At 42.1% G+C, this 17,576-nt stretch carries 12 protein-coding genes, 2 tRNA genes and 2 rRNA genes; 13 read left to right on the top strand and 3 right to left on the bottom strand.

The genetic code is table 11. The features are described 5' to 3' along the window. The first annotated feature begins 121 nt into the window (after nt 1–121). From pstA to AC21OH_RS10235, 4 genes are all read left to right on the top strand, one after another. Nucleotides 122–1,027 carry a phosphate ABC transporter permease PstA gene (gene pstA, locus AC21OH_RS10250; RefSeq protein WP_486535766.1) on the top strand — a complete coding sequence of 302 codons (906 nt, stop codon included), beginning with the start codon at nt 122–124 and terminating at the stop codon, nt 1,025–1,027. A gap of 89 nt (nt 1,028–1,116) precedes the next feature. Further along, nucleotides 1,117–2,034 carry a phosphate ABC transporter ATP-binding protein PstB gene (gene pstB, locus AC21OH_RS10245; RefSeq protein WP_486535767.1) on the top strand — a complete coding sequence of 306 codons (918 nt, stop codon included), beginning with the start codon at nt 1,117–1,119 and terminating at the stop codon, nt 2,032–2,034. A gap of 80 nt (nt 2,035–2,114) precedes the next feature. Continuing rightward, nucleotides 2,115–2,855, top strand: a complete 741-nt coding sequence (phoU, locus tag AC21OH_RS10240; RefSeq protein ID WP_486535768.1) for a phosphate signaling complex protein PhoU — start codon at nt 2,115–2,117, stop codon at nt 2,853–2,855. Nucleotides 2,856–3,103: 248 nt separating this feature from the next. Continuing rightward, on the top strand, nt 3,104–4,255 hold the full coding sequence (locus AC21OH_RS10235; RefSeq protein ID WP_491139656.1) for a hypothetical protein: 1,152 nt from the start codon (nt 3,104–3,106) through the stop codon (nt 4,253–4,255). Between the two features lie 121 nt (nt 4,256–4,376). Here the strand turns inward: AC21OH_RS10235 and AC21OH_RS10230 are convergent, their stop codons facing one another. Beyond that, nucleotides 4,377–4,667 carry an oxidative damage protection protein gene (locus AC21OH_RS10230; protein WP_487370748.1) on the bottom strand — a complete coding sequence of 97 codons (291 nt, stop codon included), beginning with the start codon at nt 4,665–4,667 and terminating at the stop codon, nt 4,377–4,379. An 81-nt stretch (nt 4,668–4,748) separates the two neighbouring features. Continuing rightward, the gene (gene argH / locus AC21OH_RS10225) at nt 4,749–6,134 is read right to left on the bottom strand and encodes an argininosuccinate lyase (protein WP_486535781.1); all 1,386 of its coding nucleotides are present in this window, start codon (nt 6,132–6,134) and stop codon (nt 4,749–4,751) included. A gap of 441 nt (nt 6,135–6,575) precedes the next feature. Here argH and hemC point away from each other — a divergent pair, with 441 nt between their 5' ends. From hemC to AC21OH_RS10205, 4 genes are all read left to right on the top strand, one after another. After that, nucleotides 6,576–7,574, top strand: a complete 999-nt coding sequence (gene hemC, locus AC21OH_RS10220) for a hydroxymethylbilane synthase (protein WP_487370745.1) — start codon at nt 6,576–6,578, stop codon at nt 7,572–7,574. 101 nt (nt 7,575–7,675) lie between these two features. After that, the gene (locus tag AC21OH_RS10215) at nt 7,676–8,464 is read left to right on the top strand and encodes a uroporphyrinogen-III synthase (RefSeq protein ID WP_487370743.1); all 789 of its coding nucleotides are present in this window, start codon (nt 7,676–7,678) and stop codon (nt 8,462–8,464) included. A gap of 171 nt (nt 8,465–8,635) precedes the next feature. Next, the gene (locus tag AC21OH_RS10210; RefSeq protein ID WP_487370741.1) at nt 8,636–9,106 is read left to right on the top strand and encodes an acyl-CoA thioesterase; all 471 of its coding nucleotides are present in this window, start codon (nt 8,636–8,638) and stop codon (nt 9,104–9,106) included. Next, on the top strand, nt 9,106–9,861 hold the full coding sequence (locus tag AC21OH_RS10205; RefSeq protein ID WP_487370739.1) for a hypothetical protein: 756 nt from the start codon (nt 9,106–9,108) through the stop codon (nt 9,859–9,861). The genes AC21OH_RS10210 and AC21OH_RS10205 overlap by 1 nt, the downstream gene beginning before the upstream one ends. 90 nt (nt 9,862–9,951) lie before the next feature. Here the strand turns inward: AC21OH_RS10205 and upp are convergent, their stop codons facing one another. Beyond that, nucleotides 9,952–10,590, bottom strand: coding sequence for a uracil phosphoribosyltransferase (upp, locus tag AC21OH_RS10200; RefSeq protein WP_487370738.1), 639 nt, complete (start codon nt 10,588–10,590; stop codon nt 9,952–9,954). 487 nt (nt 10,591–11,077) lie between these two features. On the opposite strand from upp, the gene AC21OH_RS10195 reads away from it, so the two are divergent. The 5 genes from AC21OH_RS10195 to AC21OH_RS10175 all read left to right on the top strand — a co-directional run bounded on the left by AC21OH_RS10195 (nt 11,078) and on the right by AC21OH_RS10175 (nt 17,484). Further along, nucleotides 11,078–11,728, top strand: coding sequence for a DNA glycosylase (locus tag AC21OH_RS10195; RefSeq protein ID WP_487370737.1), 651 nt, complete (start codon nt 11,078–11,080; stop codon nt 11,726–11,728). A gap of 596 nt (nt 11,729–12,324) precedes the next feature. Continuing rightward, nucleotides 12,325–13,861: ribosomal RNA gene (locus AC21OH_RS10190) — 16S ribosomal RNA — on the top strand. Between the two features lie 154 nt (nt 13,862–14,015). Beyond that, nucleotides 14,016–14,092, top strand: a tRNA-Ile gene (locus AC21OH_RS10185). 98 nt (nt 14,093–14,190) lie between these two features. Next, nucleotides 14,191–14,266: transfer RNA gene (locus AC21OH_RS10180), tRNA-Ala, on the top strand. A 364-nt stretch (nt 14,267–14,630) separates the two neighbouring features. Further along, nucleotides 14,631–17,484: ribosomal RNA gene (locus AC21OH_RS10175) — 23S ribosomal RNA — on the top strand. The 16S and 23S rRNA genes sit together here with 2 tRNA genes alongside, the layout of an rRNA operon. Nucleotides 17,485–17,576 lie beyond the last annotated feature (92 nt).

Below are 17,576 nucleotides of genomic sequence, written 5' to 3'. Positions count from 1 at the left end.
GAGTAGTACCTGCACTCGGTTGCCTTTTAATTATTTTAGACGTCTTTAACTATAGTAAATTTAGTCACCTAAGCGTGACACAAATTCAAATTGGTATGACAGGTATTGATAGGATCACAACATGACATCACACTCCAGTGCAACATTAGACAACAACTCAAGGCCATCACAAAGCTTTGAGCAACGAATGAATAAGTCGCTCTACACAAAACGTAAATTTTTGAATGTGATTGGGCTAGTGTTTGCCGTCTTAGCGATGACATTTGGGTTAGTATGGCTTGGCTGGATACTGTTTGATCTGCTACGCAAAGGTATGGAAGCCATGCTAACGATGCCTATCTTCACAGCCGATACGCCGCCGCCAAACACCATAGGCGGGCTGCGTAATGCTATTGTTGGTTCATTTATGATAGCAGGTACAGGATTGCTTATTGGTGCGCCAGTAGGTTTGTTAGCCGGTGTTTATTTGGCCGAGTTCTCTCAAGGATCTTGGCTGGGTAAAGCGACGCGCTTTTTAAACGACATTCTACTGTCGGCACCGTCTATTGTTATTGGTTTATTTATTTTTACATTGATGGTCAGTAATCGCGGGTTCTCAGGGTGGGCTGGTGCTGTCGCGCTATCGCTTATCATTATACCCGTAGTGGTTCGCAGTACCGAGACGATGCTCAATCTAGTCCCTAATCAGTTACGAGAAGCTTCGTATGCGCTGGGTGCGCCTAAATGGAAAGTTGTGACATCAGTGACGATGCAAGCTGCTAAATCAGGCTTAATAACTGGTGTTCTATTAGGGTTTGCACGTATTACTGGTGAAACCGCCCCGTTATTATTCACAGCGTTGAACAACCGGTTCTTTAGCTGGGATATGGGCAGCGCCATGGCGAACTTACCCATGACTATTTACCAATTTGCTGCGGCTCCTGATGATACTCAAAATATGATTGCATGGGCAGGCGCGTTACTGATTACTTTATCCGTATTGGGGCTTAACATTATCGCCCGTATTATTGGTAGAGAAAAACGCTAGTAAATTAGAGTAATTAAATTAAATTAAATAAATCATCCAACGACGATTAAGTTTAATTCATTTTTTTCATATATTTATAAGGTACTACCATGACAGACGTATTAGAGAGCAAACCATTGACAGATAATAAACTCGTTAAAAACAGCAATGACACGATGTTAGAGCAGCCAATCGAGACAGGTAATCAGCAAGAGCAGCCTGATACCGCGTCTTTTACGAAACAAACAGTGGCTGATCTACCAGATAACATGCCGCCAGCCAAAATGGAAATTCGTGATTTAGATTTTTATTATGGCGATTTCAAAGCGCTCAAAGACATTAATATAGATATCCCTGAAAAAAATGTTACGGCCTTTATCGGTCCGTCAGGCTGTGGTAAGTCTACTTTACTACGTACGTTTAACCGTATGTACGATTTATATCCTGGTATGCATGCTGATGGCAAAATTATTCTTGATGGCAAGAATATTTTGTCAAAAGATGTGGATGTCAACTTGCTACGTGCACGTGTTGGTATGGTCTTTCAAAAGCCTACGCCGTTTCCTATGTCAATTTATGACAATGTGGCATTCGGTGTGCGTCTTTACGAAAAGCTAAGTAAAGCTGAACTGGATAATCGAGTAGAATGGGCACTTAAAAAATCAGCACTATGGCCAGAAGTGAAAGACAAACTTAAAGCATCAGGTCTGTCGTTATCAGGCGGTCAGCAGCAGCGGTTATGTATCGCCCGCGGTGTGGCAACAAAGCCTGAAGTTCTTCTATTGGATGAGCCAACCTCAGCGCTAGACCCGATCTCAACTGGCGCTATTGAAGATCTTATTGAAGATCTAAAGCATGATTACACCATCGCTATCGTAACCCATAACATGCAGCAAGCAGCCCGCGTTTCTGACTATACATGTTATATGTACTTAGGTGATATGGTTGAGATGGGTGAGACCAATCAAGTATTTACTAATCCAGCGCAAAAAGCCACTGAAGATTATATTACGGGTCGTTACGGCTAGAATGACACCTAAAATGTAGCCTTAATTGTATCAAGAGATTAAAGCGTTTTAGCAGATTTAAAATATTTAAAAGGGCCCTTATGCCACTAAATGAAAAACATTCGTCTAAAAGTTTTGATAATGATTTGAAAGAATGTATCGATCTATTTATGCAAATGGGTCGTATGGCTGCTGAACAAGTCACCTCGGCCACGCATTCACTTATCGACAGTAATTTGAAGATTGCCAATCAAGTTATTGAAACGGATGACGTGATTAACCAAATGGAAATCAAGGTTGATGAATTGGTGATTTTGCTGGTTGCCAAACGTCAACCTGCTGCCAGCGATTTAAGATTGATTATGGCCTTGTCTAAAGGGGTTGTGGATCTTGAACGGGTAGGGGATGAAGCGAGCAAGATTGCACGCATGGCTCGAAAGTTACACGAAGAGGGCGCATCGCCACGTGGCTATTCAGAAGTACAGCATTTATCCAATCAGGTTCGCCTCATGTTGCTCGATTCATTAGACGCGTTTACGCGTCTAGACCCAGAGCAGGCGTTATCAGTACTACAAAGTAATAATACGGTAAATACTGAGTATCAGTCTGCCAGTCGATCATTGATGACCTATGTGATGGAAGATAGCAGGCATGTGTCTAAGGTTATTAATATTTTATGGGTACTTCGTGCACTTGAGCGTATTGGTGATCATGCGCGCAATATTGCAGAGCTTGTTATCTACTGTAGTAGTGGTAAAGATGTGCGTCATACCGACTTTCTATTTATAGAACAAACTGTACAAGAAGCTTCTGAAAGTTTGGCGGCGCGTAATGGTGAATAAGGTGATTTTATAAGTAAGGTAAGTATTAATTATAAAAGCTAATATCATAAAGATATTGGCTTTTTTTAATTTTTATCACCATATAGTTTCTGCTTCTGATTAAAAGCTGTACACTTATATTTATTAACTGTTTAAAGATAATAAGATTTATTTAAAGAGCATAAGATTTATTTAAAGGTAAAGTTCTATTGAAAAGGGTGATAAAAAAACTGATTCATATAATAGGCTATGCTGTTATCGTTTTTATAATGATAATGCCAGCTTTTGCGTTTCAACCCATTATGTTTCAAGGTACTTCTATAGGATCAGCTGATTTTAATGAAAATATAAAAGTATTGTCAGAAGTTATCAACATTGATGCAGATGCAGATTTTGATACCGCAACGTATCATGCCGAATATCATATTATAAACACACAGGATGGACTGCAAGTACCAGTAATTTTTAACACGTATGGTGATGTTACTTATTATGAAGATAAAAAAATATCCATTAGCATTGATGGTAAACCTGTTGAAGCACAGATAATTGAGCCAAATCTACTGGAAGATGCGGACACAATTTATTCTACTGAAAATAGAGGTTCGCAAAACAACAGTCAAAATGATCGAGCTGTTGTTACAGCTAACCAAGAAGACATTGATGCATCGGGTGACCTAAGCCGTTTATTAAATAGCACGACTTTTATGAGCGAAAATGGAGTTGAACCCTTTCGTTCTTATCAAGAATATTCACAGTTTATAGTTTCAAATCTAGATAAAGGTAAGCATACTATCCGTACTACCTATAGCGTAGACTCGTCTTACTATGGAAGCGATTGGACGGGCATAAACTCCTTTGAATATAGATTTGCTAATTTCAAACCTGCAGCAGCGTATCAAGGGACTAGACTCTCCTTTAATTTCGAAGGTAATACGGATTATATAAGTGTGGATATTGATGCAGAATTTGATCAGCCATTAGAACAAACGAAGCACTGGGCGTCTAAAAAACAAACCCCTACTAAGATGTCATTTACTTATCAAAAGCCATTGAATGCTGTGGCTAAAGTTTTAACAAGTATCTCGCTCTATGTTGTCATACTATTTGCTTTGCTTGTGTTCGGGCGAACAAACTACCAATTACTGAAAAAAACTCAGCAAGATACTCCTGAGTATACTTGGTCACTTATGATATTTACCGGTCTTCTTTTTCCATTTTTGAGTATTATGATGGCGTATTTTTATTTGGTATTCACTGATTTAGTGATTGGGCAAGGCGCCACTGGCGAGATGCGTAGTTTATTTTTTATGTGGATGTTGCCTTTAGCCTATATTTCAGCGACACCAATATATTTTTTAGTGATGTTAGGACTATGTATTGGAATAAAAAAAGAAAATAAAGACAGCACAGCTCATTAAGTTTAATCAGACTTTGCTGCGGATAGCTCTTTAATAATAGGGGCTATTTAGAAATATTCTCTGTCAGTGACATATACTAATTATAAATAGCCCCATATATTTCAATCATATTAAGGTAGGGTTAAGACGGAGGCGTATAACCCGCAGGTCGCTCATAGTCAGCATTGTCTAAAAACTTCTCGCGTTGCTCATTTATAAACTTCTTAGCTTCAGGGTCTAGCATGCTTAGATGGTTCTCATTAATGAGCATGGTCTGCAGTTCCAACCATTCATCCCAAGCTTTTTTAGACACTGTGTTTTGAAGCTCCTCCCCTTTTTTATTGGGAAAAGGCGGGTTTGACATTTTGGGTAAATCTAGTTGATATTTGCGGCAAAAAACCAGGTTTGCTTTTGGATCAAAGGTAGCTGTCATTATTTTATCCTATTATTTTCAAATATTTATTTGCTAAAAGCTAAGTCTAAACGCTGTTTTAAATAAGCCACTTTAAAACGGTTACTTTAAATCGATGTTAAAGCTTTTGATACGCTCACGACCGCGAGCAACAGCCTCGATAACTTGTTTTGGCGCAGTGCCGCCAAGATGATCACGCGCTGCCAGTGAGCCTTCAAGCGTTAAATAATCAAAAACATCCTCTCCAATAGCATCGCTAAACTGCTGTAGTTGCTCAAGCTCAAGTTCGCTTAAATCAACGCCTTCTTTAATACCTAAAGCGACCGCATTCCCAACAACTTCATGAGCGTCTCGAAAAGCCACGCCGCGTCTTACTAAGTAATCTGCTAAATCGGTGGCTGTGGCATAGCCTTTCATGGTGGCAGCGCGCATATTTTCCTTGTTAGGTACTATATTAGGCAGCATATCCACAAATGCAAGTAAAGAGCCGGTCAAGGTATCAACACAGTCAAATAACGGCTCTTTGTCTTCTTGGTTATCTTTGTTATAAGCCAGTGGTTGGTTTTTCATTAACGTTAGTAAGGTGATTAGTTGACCAAATACTCTTGCAGCTTTACCACGCACCAGCTCAGGAACATCAGGATTTTTCTTTTGCGGCATAATTGATGAGCCCGTACAGAATCTATCTGGGATTTGCACAAAATCAAACTGCGCTGACATCCATAAGATAATCTCTTCACTCATACGTGATAGATGCATCATCAGTATAGAGGCCGCTGAGGTAAACTCGATAGCAAAATCTCGGTCAGATACAGCATCTAAAGAATTTTGACAAATACCTTCAAAGTCTAACAACTCGGCCGTAATCGTACGGTCAATTGGGAAGGTAGTGCCTGCCAGCGCTGCACTGCCCAAAGGCATTTGGTTGATACGACGACGGGCATCGATCAAGCGCTCTGTATCTCTATTGAGCATTTCAAACCAGGCCAATACATGATGACCAAAGCTTACTGGCTGCGCGGTTTGCAAATGGGTAAACCCTGGCATAATAGTATCGGTGTGTTTCTCAGCCAAGTCTAGCAACCCTGATTGCAGCTTAACCAATAACTCTACGATATTATCTACCTCTTCACGTAGCCATAGACGAATATCGGTTGCTACTTGGTCATTACGACTACGTCCCGTATGCAGTTTTTTACCGACTGTACCAATGATATCGGTTAGGCGAGACTCGACATTCATGTGTACATCCTCAAGGGCGATCGACCATTTAAATTCGCCTGCATCAATCTGTTTTTGTACTTGATTTAAGCCGTCTATTATCGTCTCTACTTCTTCTGCAGTTAAGATTTCGCAACGGCCTAGCATGGTAGCGTGAGCTATCGATCCTTGAATGTCATGTCTAGCAAAGCGCTGATCGAAGCCGACTGAAGCGGTAAATGCCGCAACGAAGCTGTCTGTTGCTTCACTAAAGCGCCCACCCCACATCTGCTGCCCTTGACCACTGCTGCTATTAGAATCATTTGATTGAGTAGTAGAATTTTTATTCGAGTCGTTGTCTGTCATATCAGTTCAAATCCAAAAATGGCGTAAAGTAAGTAGTATTTAAAAGCAGTATAGCAAAGGACTAGGTCGCCTTGCCAGTTAGCCGATGATGATTAGCTGCTCTCTTAAGCTACTGTCCAGAAGCTATTGTAATTGAGCTACTAATATTAAACTAATGTCATTCAACTACTAATTATTAACTGACAACTATTTGTTGTCTGATTGCTCGGCCACTTAAGCGAATTAAGTAAGCGCTCAACATAACATCACTGAAATACATGACCAATTATGGTTAAATATGCAAGATAATCGTTAGGTTTAATATCGAGCCTTAAGACTAAATTTTATTTTCTACTTTACAACCATTCCTAAGAAAAGATAACTATGACTAAATCAGCACATTCCACTGCACTTAAGACCTTAAAAATTGCGACTCGTAAAAGCCCTCTCGCCATGTGGCAAGCAGAGCACATACAGTCTCGTTTAGAGTCTCTATATCCAGAGCTTGAAGTCAGTTTGGTAACTATTGTGACCAAAGGAGATAAAATCCTTGATACCCCGTTGGCTAAAATAGGCGGTAAAGGTCTATTTGTTAAGGAGCTTGAACAAGCTCTTTATGACGGTAGAGCAGACATTGCAGTTCATTCTTTAAAAGATGTGCCTATGGAGCTACCTGAAGGTCTGTTATTAGGCACATATTGTAAGCGTGAGTCCCCAACAGATGCTTTTATTTCAAACACCTACGACAAGTTAGACGATTTACCTCAAGGAGCGGTGGTCGGAACCGCAAGCCTACGTCGTCAGTGTCAACTAAAAGCCTACCGTCCTGACTTACAAATCAAAACGCTTAGAGGCAATGTGCAAACTCGCTTGGGTAAGCTAGATGCCGGCGAATATGATGCGATTATACTAGCAACCAGTGGTCTGCAACGAGTTGAGCTCAGTGATCGTATCAAACATGAAATAGATATAGATATTAGTTTGCCTGCAGTAGGGCAAGGGGCGTTGGCCATTGAATGCCGTGCAGGTGATGACGCCGTTTTATCTTTATTAAAGCCTCTTAACGATGGACAAGCCCGTATTCGCCTAAAAGCTGAGCGAGCGCTAAACCGTCGTTTAGAAGGCGGGTGTCAGGTTCCTATTGCAGCATACTCTGTCATTGAAAAAGACTCAGAGCAGTCTAATGTCAAAACATTATGGGTACGCGGCAGAGTAGGGTCTGAAGATGGAACCACACTACTTAAAGCGGATAAACGTATTGCTTTAACAGGTAATCAGGCCGATCGTGAGAATCAAGCAGAGCAGTTAGGCATCGATGTGGCTGATGAATTGCTGTCATTGGGGGCAGATGGTATTTTAGCGGCAATTTATTCCAATAAATAAGGTTTATTTATTGGCATGGCATTTAAAACGTAACATGAATAAGCCGGTTACTGTCGATTATATATTTTATTAATTGCTATTATTTAGCTTTTAGGGGTGTTATGGTTTTTATCAATACCCGTCCAACCAGTCGTGCTCAGCCCTTAAACCTTGCCATGCAAGAAAAAGGGATGACGGTATTGTCATTGCCTTTACTAGAATTAGTGACCGTTGATATTAGTGAGCGCGAACAGCAGTATCAGCTAGATTTTTATCAACAGCCTAATAAGTATCAGGCTTTGGTGGTGGTTAGTCCAACGGCAGCTCGAATGGGTTTAGCTGCTTGTCCAAAAGGGTTTATTCCTAAAGCGGTAGTCATCGCCGTTGGTCATGCTACCGCAGAAATTTTGCGAGACGCTGGCTGGCAAGTACAATGTCCTGATGAGTATAGCAACGAAGGCATGATAAAGCTGTCTGCTTTAAACACGTTAGGTAAAGACGATCATATTTTGGTCTGGCGTGGGCGAGGAGGAAGACGTGTCTTGGTAAACTTTTTGCAGGAAAATGAGGTGACGGTACATGCCATAGCTTGGTATCAGCGTCGTTGTCCTCGTGATACTGCCTTAAAGTTTAGCGAATTAGCACATCGTCTCAAGGCTATAAATCATCCTAAACGCCCTATTGTTCTAATCAGTAGTGGTGAAGCTTTTACTAACTGGAGAGAACAATTTGCAGAGCTTGATTCTGATTTGCCTGATACAATTTACGCTATGTCGGACTTCTATTATTTAACCTTTGGTAAGCGTCTTACTGATACGGTCAGTGATTTGAAACTCAATTGTATCCGCATCGAGCATTTAGATCCTGATGAAGTTTGGCGAGGTGTCAGGCTACTGCTTGAAAATCAATAGATAAAACCCATTAAATTTGGAATGCTTTTAATACTGACTATTAGTCGTGACTTGTGTCACAAACCTAGAGTAAAGTCTTAAAACTTTCTACGTTATACTTCTAACCCCTATTTAAACTACTGTTACAGCTACTGTTGCAATTTATAGAAGCTGTGGAGAGATACTATATCCATGTTTAGTTTTACATTAGATAAAGAGTTTGATAAGCCTGGAGCCCTGGCTGGTTTTGCCAGTATTTATGTTCAGCCTGTCGCTTGGAATGATATGGATGCCTTTAATCATGTCAATAACGTAGTTTATTATCGTTATGCTGAGTCAGCGCGTATTAATTACTTGAGTGAGTTGGGTGCTTTTTCCGAAGAGGTGACCACAGTGTTGGCTCAATCAAGCTGCACTTATTTAAAACCTGTGGTATTCCCAGATACTCTGCTTATCGGTGTTCGCACTAAAAAACTCGGGAATACCAGTTTGGTTATGGAGTATTGTTATTATAGCCAGTCCCAACAAGCTGTGGCGGCTACAGGGGAGTCTGTGTTAGTGCGCTTAAATAAAGACGCAACTGAAAAATTAGCATGGACAGATACTGAGCGTAAGAATTTTTTAGCTTTTGAGCAAACTGTTAACCATACTCCGGAGCAGTGATGCTTTCATTTTTAAATCGAAAAGCTTCATCACACCTTATCCCAGAGCTACCGAGTCTAGATCAAGCGCTATATCCACTTAACTGGGGGCATCAAAAAGTTGAGTCAGCGCAACAGCTACTTATTTATACCTTGCAAACACAATTGTATTATCGAGCGACGAACGCAGATAACCCTTACTTATCTTCTCAATTAAGAGATAATCAGAAGCAGTTTAGCCAGCTACTTTTACAAAATGATATTTATCAAGATTGGGTGAACTTTACCGTATTTGGTCGTTACATACAGCGCAGCTTTAGTGCATTTTACCAGCAAACCGAAGATGTGTTTAACACAGATATGCCAGACTTATTGAAGCATGAGTTAATGCGGCATACTCAGTATTTACCCAAAGATCAAATGTTGTTAGCAGGCGGGCAGCTTTCTAACACGATGCGCAGAGATAAGCTATTAATCACTACGTTAAACCCCTTCCAAGCGATTAATGAGGCCCTTAAATATTACTCCAAAGGGCAGAGTAAACCACAAGTTTTTAATCTCGATCCAAACTCAGTTTTTATATTAAATATAATAAAGGTCAATTCAAAAAAAGTTAAAGCATTTGCCGTAAAGCATAATAAACGCACTTCTGATGGAGCACGCAACGAAGTAATGATTCTGGATTTTCAGAATTTAACTTTGTCCCAAGAGCAAAATCTTAAAAACACCGCCCAACCAGAGTTAACCTTCCTTATTAGGCACTATTCTATAAGTTAGTAACTTAATAATAGGTAATAAACACTTGCTGTTATAGAGTGATATCAACAACTTAATGATGATCATGTGAGTAATGAGGCCTTAAGTTAGCTACTTAGTACCGAAAATCTTATCTCCAGCATCACCTAAGCCGGGGATTATATAACCGTTTTCATTTAAGTGACTGTCTAAAGAAGCGGTGTATATCTCAACATCTGGATGGGTCTCATTAACCAAACGAACTCCTTCAGGAGCCGCGACTAATACCAAAGCTTTAATTGTTGAGCAGCCTTTTTCTTTTAACATATCAATTGTGGCTACCATTGAGCCGCCAGTGGCTAGCATTGGATCGATAATCAATGCAGGTCGACGGTCTACATCAGCGACCAACTTTTCAAAAAAAGGCACAGGCTGTAACGTCTCCTCATCACGTTGTAAACCTACCATAGAAATTTTTGCAGTTGGAAGAAGGTCTAATACCCCATCAAGCATCCCTAAGCCAGCTCGTAAAATAGGAACTACTGTAACTGTTTTTCCAACAATTTGTTCACCAATGATGTCAGTGCTATCCCACCCTGGCATACTAAACTCTTCTATTTCAAAATCACGACATGCCTCATAAGCCATCAAGCGGGCAAGCTCAATGGTTAAGGTGCGAAATTTATAAGTACTACAATCTTTGGCACGCATTAAGCTTAATTTATGACGTACTAAGGGATGATTAATTATCTCTACATTTAAATTGCTCATAATGCCTCTTTGAAGGTCGTTTGGGGATAGATATTGGATTATATAAAGTAGGGTGTTTTATAAATGGCGCGTCAAAATTTACGATATCAAATTTAAAATAATTATTTTGATAACTCTTTATAACGGCAGTTACTTAGCTATATTCACATAACTTAACTCATATAACTTTATTATTCACTAAGTAAGACTATTATTACGTCGAATATTTGGTGATTATAGCTATCAGTTTAAAGCAATATTAAATTTGATTATACCAATAAAATAAAACCAACTTAGGCATGAATAAAATGGCAACTTTTACTACTTGAATTATGAATAATCGGATATAAATACGAATGATTGAATAAGGTATAAGTTTGTTTAGTTATATTATTTGAAGCACATTTTAAACTAGAAAATTTTTTTAAACGTTGAACATTTAACAGTCGAACAATTTAAACAATGAACTAAAACTACATTTTTAGTTCATGCGTTATTGGAGTGGAATATGAAGCGTGATAATTTTAAAACTTTACCAGATGGGAGGGTGGTAGAAAGTCATCCATTTAAACCCGTATTACCAAAACATGCCACGATTATGATGATGGGCACCATGCCACCAAAGGCTGATAAATGGCGAATGCAATTCCATTACCCCAACTTTCATAATGATATGTGGCGCATCTATGGACGTGTGTTTTTTGATGACGCAGATCACTTTATAGATACGCAGCGCACAGATGATAAAAAGGGTTTTGATCCAGAACGAATCAAAGCTTTTTTGAACGAGCGTGGAATAGCATCTTGTCCCACAGTTAAAAGCGTGATCCGAGAAAAGGACAATGCAGCAGATGAATTTCTAACCATTGTAGAAACTGTAGATTTAAAAGAAGTCTTGCGACAAGTACCCCATGTAAAAACTCTATTCACAACAGGTGGGAAAGCCACAGAGATATTAATGCAATTACTACAAGAGGATCAGGGTTTAAAGATAGCTAAGTCTAAATGGCCTAAAACCAACCAGCAGATTGAATATACATACGCAGGACGGGAATTGACACTTTATCGCTTACCCTCAACATCAAGAGCGTATCCTTTATCTCTGGATAAAAAAGTAGCGGCTTATAAAGACTTCTTTAAATCTGTTGGAATGCTATAGCCTTATAGCGTAAGTAATACTATATAGTTAAGCGGGGCTATGAGATAACCAGAACATAGTAGCTATAGCAGAAGATATTGATTAATATAGAAATTTATTTGAAAAAATCTAATTAACTTATTGACACCAAAAATAAAACGCCTATAATACGCAGCTCATTAGGACGCACTTAAAAAAACGAGAGTTTTTAAAGTGAAAACCCTGAGAAAATTAAAAGAAATAAAAAGTTGACACACCGAAAAATGGTGATAGAATAGTCAGCCTGCTCGGCACGTAGAGAGATGATCTCAGAGGTGTTAAGCAAGAAATACACTAGTCTTGGACGACAAGCTAGTCATTATTTAAAAGCTAGAACTAAAGAACAACTTGTGTGGATTTTTGCTGATTAAGAATGCTAAAAATGAAGTTGGGATTGTTTGTATCTATTAATAGGTATGGATAATGACTAACTATAAAAAATTATCATTTAATACAGCAGAAAAACTCGAAGTTAATTCATTATATGAAACATACGAAAAGCAATTTGCTAGTATTAAATGAGCCAAGATTAGTAATCTATCTTACTTTTAATTAAGTGAAAGGTTACAAGCAAGATTAAACTGAAGAGTTTGATCATGGCTCAGATTGAACGCTGGCGGCAGGCTTAACACATGCAAGTCGAGCGGAAACGATGATAGCTTGCTATCAGGCGTCGAGCGGCGGACGGGTGAGTAATACTTAGGAATCTGCCCAGTAGTGGGGGATAGCACGGGGAAACTCGTATTAATACCGCATACACCCTACGGGGAAAAGGGGGCGCTTGCGCTCTCGCTATTGGATGAGCCTAAGTCGGATTAGCTAGTTGGTGGGGTAAAGGCCTACCAAGGCGACGATCTGTAGCTGGTCTGAGAGGATGATCAGCCACACCGGGACTGAGACACGGCCCGGACTCCTACGGGAGGCAGCAGTGGGGAATATTGGACAATGGGGGCAACCCTGATCCAGCCATGCCGCGTGTGTGAAGAAGGCCTTTTGGTTGTAAAGCACTTTAAGCAGTGAAGAAGACCTTATGGTTAATACCCATAAGCGATGACATTAGCTGCAGAATAAGCACCGGCTAACTCTGTGCCAGCAGCCGCGGTAATACAGAGGGTGCAAGCGTTAATCGGAATTACTGGGCGTAAAGCGAGCGTAGGTGGCTTAATAAGTCAGATGTGAAATCCCCGGGCTTAACCTGGGAACTGCATCTGATACTGTTAGGCTAGAGTAGGTGAGAGGGAGGTAGAATTTCAGGTGTAGCGGTGAAATGCGTAGAGATCTGAAGGAATACCGATGGCGAAGGCAGCCTCCTGGCATCATACTGACACTGAGGTTCGAAAGCGTGGGTAGCAAACAGGATTAGATACCCTGGTAGTCCACGCCGTAAACGATGTCTACTAGTCGTTGGGGGACTTGATCCCTTAGTGACGCAGCTAACGCACTAAGTAGACCGCCTGGGGAGTACGGCCGCAAGGTTAAAACTCAAATGAATTGACGGGGGCCCGCACAAGCGGTGGAGCATGTGGTTTAATTCGATGCAACGCGAAGAACCTTACCTGGTCTTGACATATCTAGAATCTTGTAGAGATACGAGAGTGCCTTCGGGAATTAGAATACAGGTGCTGCATGGCTGTCGTCAGCTCGTGTCGTGAGATGTTGGGTTAAGTCCCGCAACGAGCGCAACCCTTTTCCTTAGTTACCAGCGGTTTGGCCGGGGACTCTAAGGATACTGCCAGTGACAAACTGGAGGAAGGCGGGGACGACGTCAAGTCATCATGGCCCTTACGACCAGGGCTACACACGTGCTACAATGGTAGGTACAGAGGGCAGCTACACAGCGATGTGATGCGAATCTCAAAAAGCCTATCGTAGTCCAGATTGGAGTCTGCAACTCGACTCCATGAAGTCGGAATCGCTAGTAATCGCGGATCAGAATGCCGCGGTGAATACGTTCCCGGGCCTTGTACACACCGCCCGTCACACCATGGGAGTTGATTGCACCAGAAGTGGGTAGCCTAACCTTTTAGGATGGCGCTCACCACGGTGTGGTCGATGACTGGGGTGAAGTCGTAACAAGGTAGCCGTAGGGGAACCTGCGGCTGGATCACCTCCTTATAAACGGCATTCGGTCAGCAAGAATTCACAACAAGTTGTTCTTTAGTTTTAGTAGATAAAAGCTTTCGAGGAAGCAAGACTTATAGAAATTTCCCTTAAAGGAAATTTCTCTTGCGCTCGGGATGAAGCAGTGCTTCATCTATATCCTCGCTCAGGGTCTGTAGCTCAGCTGGTTAGAGCACCGTGTTGATAACGCGGGGGTCATAAGTTCAAGTCTTATCAGACCCACCATATGAGATCTTGGAAAGTACAAGGCTTCTAGAAATTTCCCTTTAAGGAAATTTCTCTTGCGAAGCTAAAAAAGCGGTGCTTTTTTTACACGCTTCTCAGGGGCCATAGCTCAGTTGGTAGAGCGCCTGCCTTGCACGCAGGAGGTCAGGAGTTCGACTCTCCTTGGCTCCACCATTACGTAGTAGAGATAGTAAGAAGATAAAATAGAAGTAAGCAATCAGTAAAACGATTTCTTACTTCTGTTTTATACAGAAACAACATAACGATCTGATGAAGACGTTATTACTATTTAAAAACATAGATATGAGTTGTAATATCCGGTTAGCGGATGAATCATCACTGAGCCATCTGCTAACCATTAATCAACCTCTTTAACGTCAATAGCTAATATAGTATTGCTGTTATCCCAAGGGGTTGGTTATAAACGTAAAAAGTAATAAGAGAACTGAATCAAGCGTAAATTATCAAGGTGATATCGTTATAATTGCTAATTCATACACATTAATTTAATAATGTATAAGACCCTTTGGGGTTGTATGGTCAAGTAATTAAGCGCACATGGTGGATGCCTTGGCAGTCAGAGGCGAAGAAAGACGTGACAGCCTGCGATAAGCTTCGGGGAGGCGGCAATATCCTGTGATCCGGAGATTTCTGAATGGGGAAACCCACTTAGCGTAAGCTAGGTATACCAGTTTACTGGTAGGCGAACGAGGGGAAGTGAAACATCTCAGTACCCTTAGGAAAAGACATCAAAAGAGATTCCCCTAGTAGCGGCGAGCGAACGGGGAGGAGCCGACGGATTTTAGAATAGACGAACAGAGTGGGAAATCTGACCATAGTGGGTGATAGTCCCGTAGTCGAAATTCTAGATGAAGCATATTAAGTAGTGCGGGACACGAGAAATCCTGTATGAAGATGGGGGGACCATCCTCCAAGGCTAAATACTCCTGACTGACCGATAGTGAACCAGTACCGTGAGGGAAAGGCGAAAAGAACCCCTGTGAGGGGAGTGAAATAGAACCTGAAACCGTGTGCGTACAAGCAGTGGGAGCCTCCTTGTGGGGTGACCGCGTACCTTTTGTATAATGGGTCAGCGACTTATATTCTGTAGCGAGGTTAACCATTAGGGGAGCCGTAGGGAAACCGAGTCTTAATAGGGCGTTTAGTTGCGGGGTATAGACCCGAAACCGAGTGATCTATCCATGAGCAGGTTGAAAGTGCCGTAACAGGCACCGGAGGACCGAACCCACTGTCGTTGAAAAGCCAGGGGATGACTTGTGGATAGGGGTGAAAGGCTAATCAAACTCGGTGATAGCTGGTTCTCCCCGAAAGCTATTTAGGTAGCGCCTCGGACGAACACCATTGGGGGTAGAGCACTGTTTCGGCTAGGGGGTCATACCGACTTACCAAACCGATGCAAACTCCGAATACCGATGAGTGATATCCGGGAGACACACGGTGGGTGCTAACGTCCATCGTGGAGAGGGAAACAACCCAGACCGCCAGCTAAGGCCCCAAATTCCTAGTTAAGTGGGAAACGAAGTGGGAAGGCATAGACAGCTAGGAGGTTGGCTTAGAAGCAGCCATCCTTTAAAGAAAGCGTAATAGCTCACTAGTCGAGTCGGCCCGCGCGGAAGATGTAACGGGGCTCAAACTAGGAGCCGAAGCTGCGGATTTGAAAATTGTTTCAAGTGGTAGGGGAGCGTTGTGTAAGCCTGAGAAGGTGTGTTGTAAGGCATGCTGGAGGTATCACAAGAGCGAATGCTGACGTGAGTAACGATAATGGGTGTGAAAAGCATCCACGCCGGAAGATCAAGGGTTCCAGTCCAACGTTAATCGGGGCTGGGTGAGTCGACCCCTAAGGCGAGGCCGAAAGGCGTAGTCGATGGGAAATCGGTTAATATTCCGATACTTGTTTATGATGTGATGGAGGGACGGAGAAGGTTATACCGGCCTGGCGATGGTTGTCCAGGTGAAAGGATGTAGGCAGATGGCTTAGGTAAATCCGGGCTATTAATGCTGAGATCTGATAGCAAGCTGTACTTGTACAGCGAAGCGGTCTATACCATGCTTCCAGGAAAAGCTTCTAAACTTAGTCATAAACGAATCGTACCCTAAACCGACACAGGTGATCAGGTAGAGAATACCAAGGCGCTTGAGAGAACTCTGCTGAAGGAACTAGGCAAAATGGTACCGTAACTTCGGGAGAAGGTACGCTGCTGATGGTGAAGGACTTGCTCCGTAAGCTATTAGCAGTCGCAGATACCAGGCTGCTGCAACTGTTTATTAAAAACACAGCACTCTGCAAACACGAAAGTGGACGTATAGGGTGTGATGCCTGCCCGGTGCTGGAAGGTTAATTGATGGGGTAAGCCGTAAGGCGAAGCTCTTGATCGAAGCCCCAGTAAACGGCGGCCGTAACTATAACGGTCCTAAGGTAGCGAAATTCCTTGTCGGGTAAGTTCCGACCTGCACGAATGGCATAATGATGGCAGCGCTGTCTCCAGCAGAGACTCAGTGAAATCGAAATCGCAGTGAAGATGCTGTGTACCCGCGGCTAGACGGAAAGACCCCGTGAACCTTTACTACAGCTTTACATTGAACTTTGACCTGACTTGTGCAGGATAGGTGGGAGGCTTTGAAGCAGATACGCCAGTATTTGTGGAGCCAACCTTGAAATACCACCCTGGTCATGTTGAGGTTCTAACTCAGGTATAACAATACCGAGGACAATGTATGGTGGGTAGTTTGACTGGGGCGGTCTCCTCCTAAAGAGTAACGGAGGAGTACGAAGGTGCGCTCAGAACGGTCGGAAATCGTTCAAAGAGTATAAAGGCAAAAGCGCGCTTAACTGCGAGACCCACAAGTCGAGCAGGTACGAAAGTAGGTCTTAGTGATCCGGTGGTTCTGTATGGAAGGGCCATCGCTCAACGGATAAAAGGTACTCTGGGGATAACAGGCTGATACCGCCCAAGAGTTCATATCGACGGCGGTGTTTGGCACCTCGATGTCGGCTCATCTCATCCTAGGGCTGAAGCAGGTCCTAAGGGTATGGCTGTTCGCCATTTAAAGAGGTACGCGAGCTGGGTTTAGAACGTCGTGAGACAGTTCGGTCCCTATCTACCGTGGGCGTTGGAAATTTGAGAGGATCTGCTCCTAGTACGAGAGGACCAGAGTGGACGAACCGCTGGTGTTCGGGTTGTCATGCCAATGGCATTGCCCGGTAGCTACGTTCGGATTGGATAACCGCTGAAAGCATCTAAGCGGGAAGCCAACCTCAAGATTAGATTTCCCTTAAGAGTCGTTGTAGACTACAACGTTGATAGGCAGGGTGTGGAAGCGCAGTGATGTGTGTAGCTAACCTGTACTAATTGCTCGATCGGCTTGACCATACAACACCCAAGTGGTTTTAAAGTTGTACATCAGCCAATTATTTCGATATCACCTGATAATTACTTATATATTTGATTATTTATATCACTTA

Source organism: Psychrobacter sp. CX10 (assembly GCF_057621575.2).
Note: the sequence above shows the minus strand (reverse complement) of the source record. Positions and strands in the feature narration are given on the sequence as shown.

What these genes read in the sequence shown, in the direction of transcription:
- AC21OH_RS10205 (WP_487370739.1), top strand. Translation starts at nt 9,106, where the DNA reads ATGCTTTCATTTTTAAATCGAAAAGCTTCATCACACCTTATCCCAGAG.
- argH (WP_486535781.1), bottom strand. Translation starts at nt 6,134, where the DNA reads ATGTGGGGTGGGCGCTTTAGTGAAGCAACAGACAGCTTCGTTGCGGCA.
- AC21OH_RS10235 (WP_491139656.1), top strand. Translation starts at nt 3,104, where the DNA reads ATGATAATGCCAGCTTTTGCGTTTCAACCCATTATGTTTCAAGGTACT.
- pstB (WP_486535767.1), top strand. Translation starts at nt 1,117, where the DNA reads ATGACAGACGTATTAGAGAGCAAACCATTGACAGATAATAAACTCGTT.
- phoU (WP_486535768.1), top strand. Translation starts at nt 2,115, where the DNA reads ATGCCACTAAATGAAAAACATTCGTCTAAAAGTTTTGATAATGATTTG.
- AC21OH_RS10210 (WP_487370741.1), top strand. Translation starts at nt 8,636, where the DNA reads ATGTTTAGTTTTACATTAGATAAAGAGTTTGATAAGCCTGGAGCCCTG.
- upp (WP_487370738.1), bottom strand. Translation starts at nt 10,590, where the DNA reads ATGAGCAATTTAAATGTAGAGATAATTAATCATCCCTTAGTACGTCAT.
- hemC (WP_487370745.1), top strand. Translation starts at nt 6,576, where the DNA reads ATGACTAAATCAGCACATTCCACTGCACTTAAGACCTTAAAAATTGCG.
- pstA (WP_486535766.1), top strand. Translation starts at nt 122, where the DNA reads ATGACATCACACTCCAGTGCAACATTAGACAACAACTCAAGGCCATCA.
- AC21OH_RS10215 (WP_487370743.1), top strand. Translation starts at nt 7,676, where the DNA reads ATGGTTTTTATCAATACCCGTCCAACCAGTCGTGCTCAGCCCTTAAAC.
- AC21OH_RS10195 (WP_487370737.1), top strand. Translation starts at nt 11,078, where the DNA reads ATGAAGCGTGATAATTTTAAAACTTTACCAGATGGGAGGGTGGTAGAA.
- AC21OH_RS10230 (WP_487370748.1), bottom strand. Translation starts at nt 4,667, where the DNA reads ATGACAGCTACCTTTGATCCAAAAGCAAACCTGGTTTTTTGCCGCAAA.